The sequence below is a fragment of the Shinella sp. genome (assembly GCF_035998705.1).
Lineage (GTDB): Bacteria > Pseudomonadota > Alphaproteobacteria > Rhizobiales > Rhizobiaceae > Shinella.
In genome coordinates this window covers 40,504-53,593 of sequence record NZ_DASYHH010000022.1, presented here as the reverse complement: position 1 = coordinate 53,593, position 13,090 = coordinate 40,504, and the positions used below count along the sequence as shown (strand labels likewise).

Below are 13,090 nucleotides of genomic sequence, written 5' to 3'. Positions count from 1 at the left end.
AGGTCCGGGGTGGGGTGATACACGCCGACGTCGGAGTTTGCCGCGGGGTCACCCCCACCCGCCGCTTCGCGGCGACCTCCCCCTCAAGGGGGAGGTAGGCCAGGCTGGGGTCGCCTGAAATCAGGCGACGTTTTCCAGGATCGGGTAATCCGTGTAGCCCTTGGCGCCGCCGCCGTAGAAGGTGCCCTGGTCGGGGGCGTTCAGCACGGTGTCGTTCTTCAGGCGCTCGACGAGATCGGGATTGGCGATGAAGAGCTTGCCGAAGGCGACGAGGTCGGCCTTGTTTTCTTCGATGGCGTCGATCGCGAGTTCGCGGTTGTAGCCGTTGTTGACCATCCAGGCCGCCTTGCCGCCGGCAGCCTGGTAGGCTGCGCGCAGTGCCGCATAGTCGAACGGCGTGTCGCCCTGCTGGTGATCGCGTGCGCCGCCCGTGGCGCCTTCGATGACGTGGATATAGGCGAGGCCATATTTGGCGAGGCCTTCGACGACATGGGTGAAGAGCGGCTGCGGGTTCGGATCGGAAGAATCGTTGGCGGGCGTTACCGGCGAGATGCGGATGGCCGTGCGGCCGGCGCCGATTTCGGCGGTGATCGCATCGACGACCTGGAAGAGCAGGCGGGCGCGGTTTTCGATCGAGCCGCCATATTCGTCGGTGCGCTGGTTGCTGCCGGAGCGCAGGAACTGGTCGATGAGGTAGCCGTTGGCCGCGTGGATCTCGACGCCGTCGAAGCCGGCATCGATCGCGGCGCGGGCGGCGCGGCGGTAATCCTCGATGAGGCCCGGAAGCTCGTTAAGCTCAAGGGCACGCGGCTCGGAGGTTTCGGCGAAGGTGCCGCTGCCGTCCTCGTTGATGAGGTAGGTCTTCGACTTGGCGCGGATCGCCGACGGGGCGACAGGTTTGCCGCCGTTCGGCTGGAGCGTGTCATGCGAGATGCGGCCGACATGCCACATCTGCACAACGATCTTGCCGCCGGCCTTGTGCACGGCGTCGGTGACCTGCTTCCAGCCTTCGAGCGCTTCCGGCTTGTAGAGGCCCGGCACGTCGGCATAACCCTGGCCCTGGTGGGTGATGGCGGTCGCCTCGGTGATCAGCAGGCCGGCGGAGGCGCGCTGCTCGTAATAGGCGGCGTTTAGCGTGTTCGGCACGGCGCCCGGCGAACGGTTGCGCGTCAGCGGTGCCATGACGATGCGGTTGGCGAGCTGGATGTCACCGATCTTGAGAGGGTCGAAAAGCGTGGTCATGAAGGATCCTGTTCTGGCTTGGGAAGCGCTCAGAGTGCGCTGTTGATGTGGTGGAGGAAGGCCGCGATCTTTTCGTCGTCGCGTTTGAAGAACACCCACTGGCCGACCTTGCGCGTGGTCACGAGACCGGCGCGCTGCAAGGTGGCGAGGTGGGCGGAAACCGTGGACTGCGAGAGGTCGCAGCGCTTCTCGATCTGGCTGGCGCAGACGCCGAATTCCAGCGGATGCTCCTGCCCGGCGAAATGCACGCCCGGCTCCTTCAGCCAGGCAAGAATCTCCAGCCGTTTCGGATGGGCAAGCGCTTTGAGGATTTCGTCGGTGTCGGGCGCGGTCATGTCTATCGTGATCTGTCGATGGTTATATCGGGTATGTCCGATATTGGGTTCGCCACGTGCCGATACAAGGGGAGCGCTCAAAAAAATCGGCAAAAAAAGAGGGCCACAAGCGAAGCTTGGGCCCTGCAGTTGTGAAGGTTTAAGAACCTCCAGAGGGGAACAGCCAACGCGCGGCACTGGGAGGAGAAAGACCGCAAGTGCGTTGACTGACATGAATATGGGGGAGGCCCGGCCTTTCTTCAAGAGAAGGACGTGCCAAGTTTTCTAACAATGTTGAAAATTTTGCCTTGGTTAACGAAAGGCAAAAAAAGAGGGCCACAAGATCAACTTGGGCCCTTTATAGTTTTGAAGGTAATAAAACCTCCAGAGGGGAACAGCTGCTGCGGTGGCACTGGGAGGAAAAAGCCACCAAAATGCATCAGCTGGGCGCGATATGGTGGTTTTTTGGGCATACATCAATCATTTAATGTGCATGCCAGCCATGCATTGGGCGCAGGCCTTGCCGATCGCCCGTTTTAGAAGTTCCAGTTGCGCGCCTTGGCGACGATGAAATCCCTGAAAACCTTGAGTTTCGCGGAGTTCTTCATCTCGCTCGGATAGCAGAAATAGGTATCGAAGGACGGGATGTCGGCGCTGACCGGCAGTTGCAGGAGGCCGGGATCGCGCCCGACAATATAGTCCGGCAGCATCGCGACGCCGATGCCGAGCAGGCAGGCGCGCTTGATCGACGTCTGGCTGTTGATTTGCAGGATCGAGGGGCGGGGATTGTCCGAATCACGGCCCGCGATCTCCAGCCAGTTGACGTCGAGCAGGTAGTTCGGCGCAGGCTCCCCGAAGGTGATGATCTTGTGGTTGTCGAGATCGTCGATCGACTGCGGCTCGCCGTAGCGGTTGATGTAGGAGGGTGCGGCATAGACGTGCATGTGCACGGTGAAGAGCTTGCGCTGGATGAGGTCCGACTGCTGGGGTTCGCGCAGCCGAATGGCGCAGTCGGCGTGGCGCATGTTCACGTCCAGCTCCTCGTTGTCGAGGATGAGCTGAACCTGCATGTCCGGGTAAAGCGCGAGGAATTCCTGCACCTTGTCCGTCAGCCAGCCCTGGCCGAGGCCGACCGTGGTGGTGATGCGCAGCTTGCCGCTCGGCTTCTCGGTGTTTTCGGTGAGCTGCACGCGCACGCTTTCGAGCTTCATCAGCACGTCGTGGGCGGTGCGATAGAGGATTTCGCCCTGCTCGGTGAGGATCAGGCCGCGGGCATGGCGGTGGAAGAGCTTGATGCCGACATCCTGCTCCAGCGCACTCACCTGGCGGCTGATGGCCGACTGCGAGAGGTGCAGCTTGTCTGCCGCATGCGTGAACGAGCCGGCCTCGGCCGCGGCATGAAAAATCCGCAGCTTGTCCCAATCCAGCGGCATTCTATCCCCCATATGTCTTTATGGCGGGGAACCGTGGGTTTCCCGCCTGGTCGCTGATCAACTGTTCCCACGTGGGAGGTCGGATCAATTCCGCCTCCCTTAGTTGGCGGCTTCTACTCGGCCGCAATTGCGACAGGCATATGACCTGCAAGGTATTTTTCGGTTTCCAGAGCCGCCATGCAGCCCATGCCGGCGGCCGTGACCGCCTGGCGATAGATGTCGTCGGTGACGTCGCCTGCGGCAAAAACGCCCGGCACGTCCGTCGCCGTGGAATCGGCCGCCGTCCACAGATAGCCGTTCGGCTTCTGGCGCAGCTTGCCCTTGAACAGGTCTACCGCCGGCGCATGGCCGATCGCCACGAAGACGCCGTCGATGGCGACGTCGCGTGTCTCGCCGGTCTTGACGTTGCGCAGCTTCACGCCGTTGACGGAGGCCGGCATCGGCGGCTTGGGGTCGGCGCCGAGATATTCGACGACCTCATGGTCCCAGACGATCTTGACGTTGTCCTTGGCGAACAGGCGCTCCTGAAGGATCTTTTCCGCGCGGAAACCGTCGCGGCGGTGCACGACCGTCACCGTCTTGGCGAGGTTCGAGAGGTAGAGCGCCTCCTCGACGGCCGAATTGCCGCCGCCCACGACGATGACGTCCTTGTTGCGGTAGAAGAAGCCGTCGCAGGTGGCGCAGGCCGACACGCCGAAACCCATGAACTTGTGTTCGGTCTCGATGCCGAGCCACTTCGCCTTGGCGCCCGTCGCGATGATCAGCGCGTCGGCGGTCCATTCGGTGCCGCTGTCGGTGGAGATGCGGAACGGGCGCACGTTCATGTCGACATTGGTGACGAGGTCGTTGACGATCTCGGCGCCGACATGCTGCGCCTGCTTCAGCATCTGCTCCATCATCCACGGGCCCTGCACCGGATCGGCGTAGCCCGGATAGTTCTCCACGTCCGTGGTGATCATCAGCTGGCCGCCCTGTTCCATGCCGGCGATCAGCACGGGTTCCAGCATGGCGCGGGCGGTGTAGATGGCGGCGGTGTAGCCGGCAGGGCCGGACCCGATGATGAGCACCTTTACATGGCGGCTAGAAACAGAAGGGCCGGGCATGGTCGTTCCTTTCGGGGTTCTCGCCCCAATCGCCGATCCGCGCGGTTGCGCGCAGGCATCGGCCAGCGTGTCGTTGTTCGACCTTCATTTATGAAGGGAGTGCCGCGAGTTTCAAGTGCGCGCGCGGCTTTGCCAACAGACAAGCGAAGGCGCGTGACATATTTGTGCCTCTTGCACTAACAATGTTGCGCTGATGCGGCGATTCGGGTCACATCCGGTCGTCATCCTGAAAGGTTTCGAAAAGTCCCATGTTCCGTGCCGAACTCGACGCCATCGACATGCGTATCCTGAAAGAGCTTCAGGCCGACGGCCGGATGACCAATGTGGAGCTGGCCACCCGCGCCGGAATTTCCGCGCCGCCCTGTCTGCGCCGGGTGCGAAAACTGGAGGAGGCGGGCATCATCGAGGGTTATACGGCGCTCCTGAATGCGCCGTCGCTCGGTTACGATCTCGTCGCCTTCTGCATGGTCGGGCTGAAGCATCAGTCGGAGGCGAACCTCAAGGCCTTTGCGGCCGCCACCGGCGAATGGTCGATGGTGCGCCAGGCCTGGATGGTCTCCGGCGACAGCGATTTCCTGCTGCACTGCGTTGCCGAAAATCTCACCCGCTTCCAGGATTTCGTCATCGAGGTGCTGACGGCCAATGCGCAGGTCGATACCGTGCGCACCATGCTGACCATCCGCCAGGTCAAGAAGGTCGGGCTGGTCGAGCTCTGAAATCCCGAAAACGCGACAGGATTTCTTCCGCAAGCGCCGGCGTGGAATTCACCAGCGCGTGGCCGCCGCTGGCCGGTGCCTCGGGAAACCGGCCGATGGTGGCTTCCCGGGAAAGTGCCGCGATGAAGCGGTCTATCTTGTCGTGCCGGCCGGAGGGCTGGAAAATCTGCACGGGCACGCCGAGGGCAGCAGCCTCGCCCACCATATTGGTCGAATCGCCCGTGACGACGATCTCGTCGGCCCAGGCGAGATAGGCGAGCAGCGGGTTTTCACCCGTGCCGTCCCAGAAGCGGGCGTTCGGTTCCTTCGCGAGATCTGCGAGCGCCTTGGCGAGCGAGGGCGGCGTGCGGCGCGAGGCCGTGATCATCAGACCACATCCCTCGTGGAGTTTTGCGCGCAGCCCGCGGAGCAGGCGGTCGATGTCGCCTTGCGTGAATCGATGATGCCGGCCGTTGCCGCCGACGAGTACGGCGATCCTCGGCCGGGGCAGGGGTGCGAGCGCCGCTTCAAACGCGGCATGCGCTTCCGCCAGCCGTTGCGGCGAGAGCCGGTTGGGGGCGGTGGTGACGACGAGCACATCGTCGCCGCGCGGTGCGTCGTGCTGCTGCACGATCATCAGGTCCGCGCCGTGCCGGCGGGTGCGCGGGTCCTTGAAGAGCACGCAGAAGGTCGCCGGCGACAACGCTTTCAGCTTGCGCAGATAGGGCACCGCGCGCCGGCCGGTCGCGAGGCAGATGTCGGGCCAGGGTGGCGCGAGCGGCGAGCCCGGTTTCGACGGTGCGTCCTTCGGGTCGATCGGCCCCCAGGGCATCAGCCAGGTGAAGGCGCGGCGCGGCGTCACGCGGCGCAGGACCGGTGTCGCGCCGAGCGCTTCCGCAAGGCCGATCAGCGGCTGTTCGTCGCCGGCCTTGCCGTCCGTCAGGACCCAGACGACGGGGGCGCCGGTTTCCGCCATCTCAGGACCGCGGCCCCGACAGGAGCTTTTCGTAGACGGAAAACTCCTTTTCCAGCATCTGCCGGGTGGTGAAATTCGCCAGCACATGTCGCCGGCCGTTTTCGCCCATGGCGGCCAAGCGCTCGGGGTTGGAAAGGGCGTCTTCCAGTGCCGCAGCCAGCGCTGCGATGTCGCCGGGCGGTACGAGCCAGCCGGTCTCGCCGGGCAGCACGGTTTCGAGGCTGCCGCCGTGGTTCGTGGCGATGACGGGTGTTCCCATCGCCTGGGCTTCGATCGCGGCGCGGCCGAAGGCTTCCGGGTCCGTGGAGGCGGAGACGGCGAGGTCGGCGGCGGCGAGGATGGCGGGCACGTCGCGCCGGCTACCGGTGAAATGCAGGCGGCCTTCGAGGCCGAGGCGGGCACTGTCGCGCTGCAATTCGGCAACCAGTGCCTCCGAACCGCCACCGATGAAGGCGAGGCGCAGGTCTGGCCGGGCAAGGCGGGCCGCGGCTTCCACAAGCACGGTATGGCCCTTCCAACGGGTGACGCGGCCGACCATCACCACCAGCGGTCCGTTCGCCGTCGCCCCGAGTTCGGCCTTCAGAACCGCCCGTGTCTCGGCGGAAATGTTTGCGGGGTCGAAGAGTGCCGGCTCGACGCCGCGGGGTGCGACGACTACGCGGGCCTCCGGAAAGCCGTATACCTCGGTGATGTGCCGGCGGATGAACTGCGAGTTGGCGATGACCAGCGGCGCGCGCAACATGGCGCTGTTGTAGAAGCGTTTCAGGGCATTGCCGTGGCTGTAGACGCCGTGAAAGGTGGTGACGAAATGCACCGGCCGTTTCGCGAGACGCCGCGCCAGCAGGCCGACCCAGGCCGGCACGCGGCTGCGGGCATGGATGATGTCGATGCCTTGCGCGTCGACGAGCCGCGCGATGGCGCGCGCGGCGGAAACCGCGGCGAAGGGCGATTTCCTGCCGACCGGGATTGTCACATGCCGGGCGCCGGCAGCCTCTGCCGCCACAACCAGCGGGCCGCCGGCGCTGGCGATCCAGTTTTCCACGCCGAGGGTGCCGAGATGGCCGGCCATTTCCACCGCGCTGCGCTCCACCCCGCCATCGCCAAGCGCCGGCAGGAGCTGGATGATGCGCGGCGCCGCGGCCTCTTCGCCGCGTACGGCAAAATCCTTGATCTTGCGCTGCCAGGTCTGTTCGCGGGCGTGCCGGGCGGCGTTTTCGCCGAGGCGCTCGCGCAGCGCGCGGTCGCCGAGCAGCCTGTCCAGCGCCGCGGTTACCGAGGCGCCGTCGGCGCCGTCGCAGAGCAGGCCGGTCTCGCTGTCGAGCACGGCGTCGGACGCGCCGCCATCGCGGCCGGCGAGGCTCGGCACGCCAAACCAGGCGGCTTCGAGATAGACGAGGCCGAAGCCTTCGACGGAGTTGCCCTCGCGGCGGGCGGGCATGGCGAAGACATCCGCCAGCTGGAGAAGGGCGGCCTTTTCCGCCTCCGAGACGCGGCCGTGGAAGACCACGGTAGCCGCGACGCCGGCCTCCCGGGCGAGGGTTTCCAGCCGCGCGCGATCCGTGCCGTCACCGGCGACGTGCAGCTTCAGGCCGGGATAGGCGGGACCGAGTTTCGCCACCGCTTCGATCAGCTTGTCGACGCCCTTGCGCGGCTCCAGCCGGCAGAGCGTCATGACCTGCAAACCGTCGCCATGGAGGGCGCGCAGCGCCTGCAGCCTTTCGGGATCGGCCTCCGACTGGGCAGGAACGGTGGGGGTGACGACGCGCAGCCGTTCGCCCTTCACATAAGGGGCTGCAAGGCCGGCGGTGAAGGAGGAATTGGCGATGACGTCCGTCGCCTTGGCCATGGCGGCGCGGATGCGCTCGGCCTTGCGCGGGGAGGGTGCTGCCGGGAACTCCATGCCGTGGGCGAGCACGGTGATCGGCACGGCGACGGCGCCGAGGTTTTCGACGCTCTTCCAGGTGTCGGCGATGATCTGGTCGAAGGCGCCGGAGCGGGCGAGTTTCTCCGCCGCGCGCGCCTTGCGCCAGCGCCGCAGCGGTTTCCAGCCGGAAAAGCGCGTGATGCGGAACGGCCGCTTCGGGTCCGCCGCGTCCGCTTTGCCATCGGCGAGAACCGTGACCGCGTGCCCGCTTTCCTGAAGCGCGAGCGCCATCGATCCCATCATGTTTTCGATCCCGCCGACGTCGGGCGGGAAACATTGCGTCAGTATAAGGATGTTCATCGTGATGATAGGCTGTCGGGGCTCGATGGGGCTGCCCGCGCGCGACGGCGGCGGCATGTTTCGCAGAACTCCTATCACCGCGGGCCGATATGGTCTATGGAGGCGCGCGCGACAGGAGACGATGACGAATGCAGACGATAGCATGCATGAAATGGGGCACGCGGTATCCGGCGGATTATGTCAACCGCCTGTGGTCCATGATCAGGCGCAACACGGTTCGCCCGACCCGGCTCGTTTGTTTCACGGAAGATCCGAGCGGCATCGACCCGGCCGTCGCCGTCTTCCCGCTGCCGCCGATCAATATTCCCGAGCGCGTCGCCTGGAAGCCGTGGCGCAAGATCTCGCTGTGGCAGGCGCCGCTCGCCGATCTCGAGGGCGACGTGCTGTTCGTCGATCTCGACGTGGTCATCACCGGGCCGCTCGACGACTTTTTCGATTATGCGCCGGGCCGATTCTGCATCGCGGAAAACTGGACCCAGCTTGGTAAGGGCATCGGCAACACCTCGGTCTATCGCTGGACCGTCGGTACCAACACGCACATCTTCGACGATTTCATCCGCGACCCGGATGCCAAGGTCAACAAGCACGTCATCTCGCAGCGCTACGTCTCCGCGGCTGCCGAAGGCATGACCTACTGGCCGGCCGAATGGTGCGTCAGCTTCAAGCACACGCTTTTGCCGCGCTGGCCGATGAATTTCTTCAAGGACGTGCCGCTGCCGCCGGCAACCCGCATCGTCGCCTTCACCGGCAAGCCGGACCCGGACGAGGCGGTGATCGGCGAATGGCCGGTCAAGGCGTGGTGGAAGAGGGCGTATAAGCATGTGCGGCCCACGAAGTGGATCGACGAGAACTGGCGCTAGGTTTTTGTTTTGCCGCATTGTCCGACGCCAAAGCGATGCCGCTTTGGCTGGAAATGCTCAGCGCACATTCTCCAGATACCACTGATAGGCGCGGGAAATCCCTTCGCGCAGGTCCGTGGCCGGCCGCCAGCCGAGGCGGGCCAGCTTCTCGTTCGACATCAGCTTGCGCGGCGTGCCGTCCGGTTTCGACGGGTCGGTCTCGATCCGGCCCTCAAAGCCGACGACGTCAGCGATGAGCTTCATCAGGTCGAGAATCGGGATGTCTTCGCCCGAGCCGACATTGATGTGCTCGTAGTCCTCGTAGTTCTTCAGGATGAAGACCAGCGCATCGGCGCAGTCCTCGCTGAACAGGAATTCGCGGCGCGGCGTGCCGGAACCCCAGATCGTCACATGGTCGAGGCCGGCAAGCTTCGCCTCATGCGCCTTGCGGATCAGCGCCGGCACGACGTGGCTGGTCTGGAGGTCGAAATTGTCGTGCGGGCCGTAGAGGTTCGTCGGCATGGCGGAGATGAAGCGGGCGCCATGCTGCTTCATATAGGCCTGACACAGCTTGATGCCGGCGATCTTGGCGATCGCGTACCACTCGTTGGTCGGCTCCAGGTCGCCGGTGAGCAGCGCGTTTTCCTTGATCGGCTGCGGCGCGAATTTGGGATAGATGCAGCTCGATCCGAGGAACAGCAGCTTTTCGACACCCGCTTCGTGGGCGGATTTGATGACGTTCAGCTCCATCGTCAGGTTGCGCTGGAGGAACTCTACCGGGTTGCGGTCATTGGCAAGGATGCCGCCGACCTTGGCGGCCGCCATGACCACGGCGTGCGGCCGGTGTTCTGCGAGGAAGCGCTCGACATCGGAGCGTTCTTCGAGATCGACCGCGTCGCGCTGGGCGAAGAGAATCTCGCAATTCTCCGCTTCCAGACGCCTGGCGACGGCGCTGCCGACCATGCCGCGGTGGCCGGCGACCCAGACGCGTTTTCCCGTAAGTTCATACATGTCAGAGGCGGCCCTTGTCGGAGAACTCTTTCTGCATGAGCTTCAGATCTTCCCGCACCATTTCACGGGCCAGATCGAGCGCGCTCGTCTCGTGGCGCCAGCCGAGCACCGTCTCGGCCTTTTTCGGATCGCCGAGCAGGAGGTCCACTTCCGTCGGGCGGAAGTAGCGCGGGTCGATGCTGATCAGGCATTTGCCGGTCTCGGCATCAAAACCCTTCTCGTCGACGCCCTGGCCTTCCCAGCGGATGGTCATGCCCACTTCGGCAAAGCACCATTCGGCGAACTGGCGCACAGTCGTCGTCGTGCCGGTCGCCAGCACGTAGTCGTCGCCCTGCGGCTGTTGCAGCATCAGCCACATGCCGCGCACATATTCCCTGGCGTGGCCCCAGTCGCGCTTGGCATCGAGATTGCCGAGGAAGAGCTGGTCCTGCTGGCCGAGCTTGATGGCGGAGACGGCGCGGGTGATTTTTCGCGTGACGAAGGTTTCGCCGCGCAGCGGGCTTTCGTGGTTGAAGAGGATGCCGTTCGAGGCGTGCAGGCCATAGGCTTCGCGGTAGTTCACGACGATCCAGTAGGCGTAGAGTTTTGCCGCCGCATAGGGCGAGCGGGGATAGAACGGTGTCGTCTCGCTCTGGGGAACCTCCTGCGCCTTGCCGTAGAGTTCGGAGGTGGAGGCCTGGTAGAAGCGCGTCTTCTTCTCCAGCCCCAGGATGCGGATCGCCTCCAGCATGCGGAGCGTCCCGATCGCATCGGCGTTTGCGGTATATTCCGGCGTCTCGAAGCTCACCTGCACATGGCTCTGGGCGGCGAGGTTGTAGATCTCGTCCGGCTGGGTCTGCTGCACGATGCGCACGAGGTTCGTCGCATCCGTCATGTCGCCGTAATGCAGAAAGAACTGCGGATCGGGCTCGTGCGGATCCTCGTAGATGTGCTCGATGCGCCCGGTATTGAACGAGGAGGAACGGCGCTTGATGCCGTGCACGATGTACCCCTTGTCGAGCAGCAATTGCGCGAGATAGGCGCCATCCTGACCCGTTACGCCCGTAATCAAAGCCACCGGTTTCTTGGACAAGTCTGTTCTCCAGGGTGAAGGTGCAAGCGGCTTAAACCCGAACGCCCGGGCGATCAACCGCCGAATCCGGGCGGCGGACGTTATCGCGCCAGAAGGCCGGCGATGCGGTTCTTCAGGTGAAGCGCCTCGCGGAAGGCAAAATCGCCTGCCGTCAGCAGCGGATGGCCCTTGCGGGACGCGCGCTGGCTCTTCAGCACGGCCGTGCCGTTGCCGCGCGCCGTGGTGCCGTTTCTGGCGACGACATTGGCGATCAATGTCAGGATATTGTGGTCTTCCAGCACGCGGCGGCGCGCTTCGAGGATGGCGGGCAGGCGCTTCTCGTATTCGCCGTTGTCGATTGCGGCGCGCATGATGGCGAGGGCCTCGTCCGGCTTGCGGATGTCGATCGCGATGAAGCTCTCGGCCGGGAAATAATCAGCGGCGTTCGGCGCGCCGAAATAGAAGGGCAGCGACAGGCCGAGGAAGGGGTCGGCGAGCTTTTCGGTGAAATGGTGCGGGGCGAGGTGGTTCTCGATCGCGAGATGATACTTGTAGGGATCGATCGATTCCGCCTTGTCGTCGACCGGCCGGTGGCCGCGGCCGAAGACGTCGAGATCGGGCATGCGCGCGGCCATGGCCTGCGTGAAATCGTAGCGCAGCCGGTGCAGCGTGTGGCCCTGCCGCTTGGTCGAGCAGACCGTGCCGATGACTTTGGTCTTTTCCGGAAAGTGCCCGGCAATTTCATCGGCCGTCATCAGGTGCTGGCTGCCGTTGCCGTAGAACCAGCGCAGGCCCGCCTGGCTGTAGATCCGGCCGGGATGGCGCAGCGCAAAGGGTTCCTGGCTCGTCACCACATGGCCGAACTGCCGCGTATAGGCGCGGCTGTAGATCTTGATGCCGGAGGGTTCCGTCGTGAAGAGGATGGTGTTTTGCTGCGCGCAGGCGAGCGTTTCCACCCGCATCGGGCGGCGTTCGCTACCCGCAGGCGGCATGTTCTCGTAGACCGCCAGCCAGTCGTAGTCACGCGCATCCGGATCGAAGGTGAAGGTTACGCCGTGGCGTTGCGCAAAGCCCGCCGAAAGCTGCCGGGCAAGCGGGCTTATGCCATGCGCCCGGTTGATCGGCCCCATGACCTTGACCACGGTGGCAGTGCTGCCGCCACCGGCTGGGCTATTGTCTTCCTCGGAAAGAATGGCGGTTCTCCTTCGAACGGCCGCTCGCGATCACCCCCAGGTGACGGCGAGGATCTCGTAGGCCTTGGCGCCGCCGGGAGCGTTCACTTCGATCGAATCGCCGACTTCCTTGCCGATCAGCGCGCGCGCGATCGGCGAGGAGATGGAGATGCGGCCCTGCTTCACGTCGGCTTCCTGGTCGCCGACGATCTGGTAGACCTTCTCTTCCTCGGTGTCCTCGTCGACAAGCTTCACCTTGGCGCCGAACTTGATCTTGGCGCCGGACATCTTGGAAAGGTCGATGACTTCGGCGCGCGCGACGTAGTCCTCGACCTCCGCGATGCGGCCTTCGTTGTGGCTCTGGGCTTCCTTGGCGGCGTGGTACTCGGCGTTTTCCGACAGGTCGCCATGGGCGCGTGCTTCGGCGATCGCTTCGATGATTCTCGGACGCTCTTCCTGCTGACGCCAGCGCAGTTCTTCCTGCAGCTTGACGAAACCGCCGTGAGTCATCGGTACCTTTTCAACCATTTTATCCCGTCCTTCAGCCCGCGTCGCGCGGGCTCCCGCCCGCATGAACGCAAAAGAAAACGGTCTCCGGAGAAGATTCCCCGGAACCGTCGAAAGCATTTGAACGATCCTTATAGCAGATCGAGTCGCACGAAAGCCAGTTTTTTCGCCGCAGGTGCGGCATGCGCCCACAGCGCCCGGAACAATCGGCCCCGTCTTCCAGTTAGCCGAATATAGCGGGAGGCGTGCATGACGATCGACAATTCGGTGCAACTGGAAGGCAGGATCAACGCGCATCGGCGCCTGCTCGTCGAGCTGGTTTCGGTGGTCGCCGCCATTCCGGAGGCGCGCGCCGCACTCGTCTCCATGGCGCGCGACAGCGAAACGGTGTCCGACCATGAAGAGGACCCCGGCATCGAACCCGACGCCGCCTTCGCCGCCCAGCAGATCGCCGACGACGAGATCCGCGCGATCCTCAAGGCCGCGATGGCCCGCCTCGAAACAAGGACATGAGGAGCAGACC

At 64.4% G+C, this 13,090-nt stretch carries 13 protein-coding genes; 3 read left to right on the top strand and 10 right to left on the bottom strand.

The features are described 5' to 3' along the window. Window positions 1-120 precede the first annotated feature (120 nt). From VGN93_RS16865 to trxB, 4 genes are all read right to left on the bottom strand, one after another. Window positions 121-1,242, bottom strand: a complete 1,122-nt coding sequence (locus VGN93_RS16865) for an alkene reductase (RefSeq protein WP_327508359.1) — start codon at window positions 1,240-1,242, stop codon at window positions 121-123. A gap of 29 nt (window positions 1,243-1,271) precedes the next feature. Further along, window positions 1,272-1,577 carry a metalloregulator ArsR/SmtB family transcription factor gene (locus tag VGN93_RS16860; protein ID WP_319322651.1) on the bottom strand — a complete coding sequence of 102 codons (306 nt, stop codon included), beginning with the start codon at window positions 1,575-1,577 and terminating at the stop codon, window positions 1,272-1,274. Window positions 1,578-2,092: 515 nt separating this feature from the next. After that, window positions 2,093-2,989 (bottom strand): LysR family transcriptional regulator VtlR, encoded by an 897-nt coding sequence (locus tag VGN93_RS16855; protein WP_256117466.1) that lies wholly within the window; start codon window positions 2,987-2,989, stop codon window positions 2,093-2,095. A 113-nt stretch (window positions 2,990-3,102) separates the two neighbouring features. After that, window positions 3,103-4,092 (bottom strand): thioredoxin-disulfide reductase, encoded by a 990-nt coding sequence (trxB, locus tag VGN93_RS16850; RefSeq protein ID WP_327508358.1) that lies wholly within the window; start codon window positions 4,090-4,092, stop codon window positions 3,103-3,105. Between the two features lie 248 nt (window positions 4,093-4,340). Here trxB and VGN93_RS16845 point away from each other — a divergent pair, with 248 nt between their 5' ends. Next, a complete protein-coding gene (locus VGN93_RS16845; RefSeq protein WP_319322644.1) occupies window positions 4,341-4,808 on the top strand; it encodes an Lrp/AsnC family transcriptional regulator in 468 nt (155 codons plus the stop codon). Here the strand turns inward: VGN93_RS16845 and VGN93_RS16840 are convergent. Together VGN93_RS16840 and VGN93_RS16835 are read right to left on the bottom strand one after the other, a co-directional pair. Beyond that, window positions 4,780-5,763 carry a mitochondrial fission ELM1 family protein gene (locus VGN93_RS16840; RefSeq protein WP_327508357.1) on the bottom strand — a complete coding sequence of 328 codons (984 nt, stop codon included), beginning with the start codon at window positions 5,761-5,763 and terminating at the stop codon, window positions 4,780-4,782. The two genes, VGN93_RS16845 and VGN93_RS16840, sit on opposite strands and share 29 nt — an antisense overlap. Window position 5,764: 1 nt before the next feature. Beyond that, entirely contained in the window at window positions 5,765-7,987 is a 2,223-nt protein-coding gene (locus tag VGN93_RS16835) for a glycosyltransferase (RefSeq protein ID WP_327508356.1), read from the bottom strand. A gap of 128 nt (window positions 7,988-8,115) precedes the next feature. Here VGN93_RS16835 and VGN93_RS16830 point away from each other — a divergent pair, with 128 nt between their 5' ends. Next, window positions 8,116-8,847 carry a hypothetical protein gene (locus VGN93_RS16830; RefSeq protein ID WP_327508355.1) on the top strand — a complete coding sequence of 244 codons (732 nt, stop codon included), beginning with the start codon at window positions 8,116-8,118 and terminating at the stop codon, window positions 8,845-8,847. 57 nt (window positions 8,848-8,904) lie between these two features. Here the strand turns inward: VGN93_RS16830 and fcl are convergent, their stop codons facing one another. From fcl to greA, 4 genes are all read right to left on the bottom strand, one after another. Then, window positions 8,905-9,837 carry a GDP-L-fucose synthase gene (fcl, locus tag VGN93_RS16825; RefSeq protein WP_327508354.1) on the bottom strand — a complete coding sequence of 311 codons (933 nt, stop codon included), beginning with the start codon at window positions 9,835-9,837 and terminating at the stop codon, window positions 8,905-8,907. Between the two features lies 1 nt (window position 9,838). Then, window positions 9,839-10,909, bottom strand: a complete 1,071-nt coding sequence (gmd, locus tag VGN93_RS16820) for a GDP-mannose 4,6-dehydratase (protein WP_327508353.1) — start codon at window positions 10,907-10,909, stop codon at window positions 9,839-9,841. Between the two features lie 80 nt (window positions 10,910-10,989). Continuing rightward, on the bottom strand, window positions 10,990-12,030 hold the full coding sequence (locus VGN93_RS16815; RefSeq protein ID WP_327508352.1) for a glycosyltransferase family 10 domain-containing protein: 1,041 nt from the start codon (window positions 12,028-12,030) through the stop codon (window positions 10,990-10,992). A gap of 81 nt (window positions 12,031-12,111) precedes the next feature. Next, window positions 12,112-12,588 (bottom strand): transcription elongation factor GreA, encoded by a 477-nt coding sequence (gene greA, locus VGN93_RS16810; RefSeq protein ID WP_256117457.1) that lies wholly within the window; start codon window positions 12,586-12,588, stop codon window positions 12,112-12,114. Window positions 12,589-12,816: 228 nt separating this feature from the next. On the opposite strand from greA, the gene VGN93_RS16805 reads away from it, so the two are divergent. After that, the gene (locus VGN93_RS16805) at window positions 12,817-13,080 is read left to right on the top strand and encodes a hypothetical protein (protein WP_327508351.1); all 264 of its coding nucleotides are present in this window, start codon (window positions 12,817-12,819) and stop codon (window positions 13,078-13,080) included. Window positions 13,081-13,090: the final 10 nt, after the last annotated feature.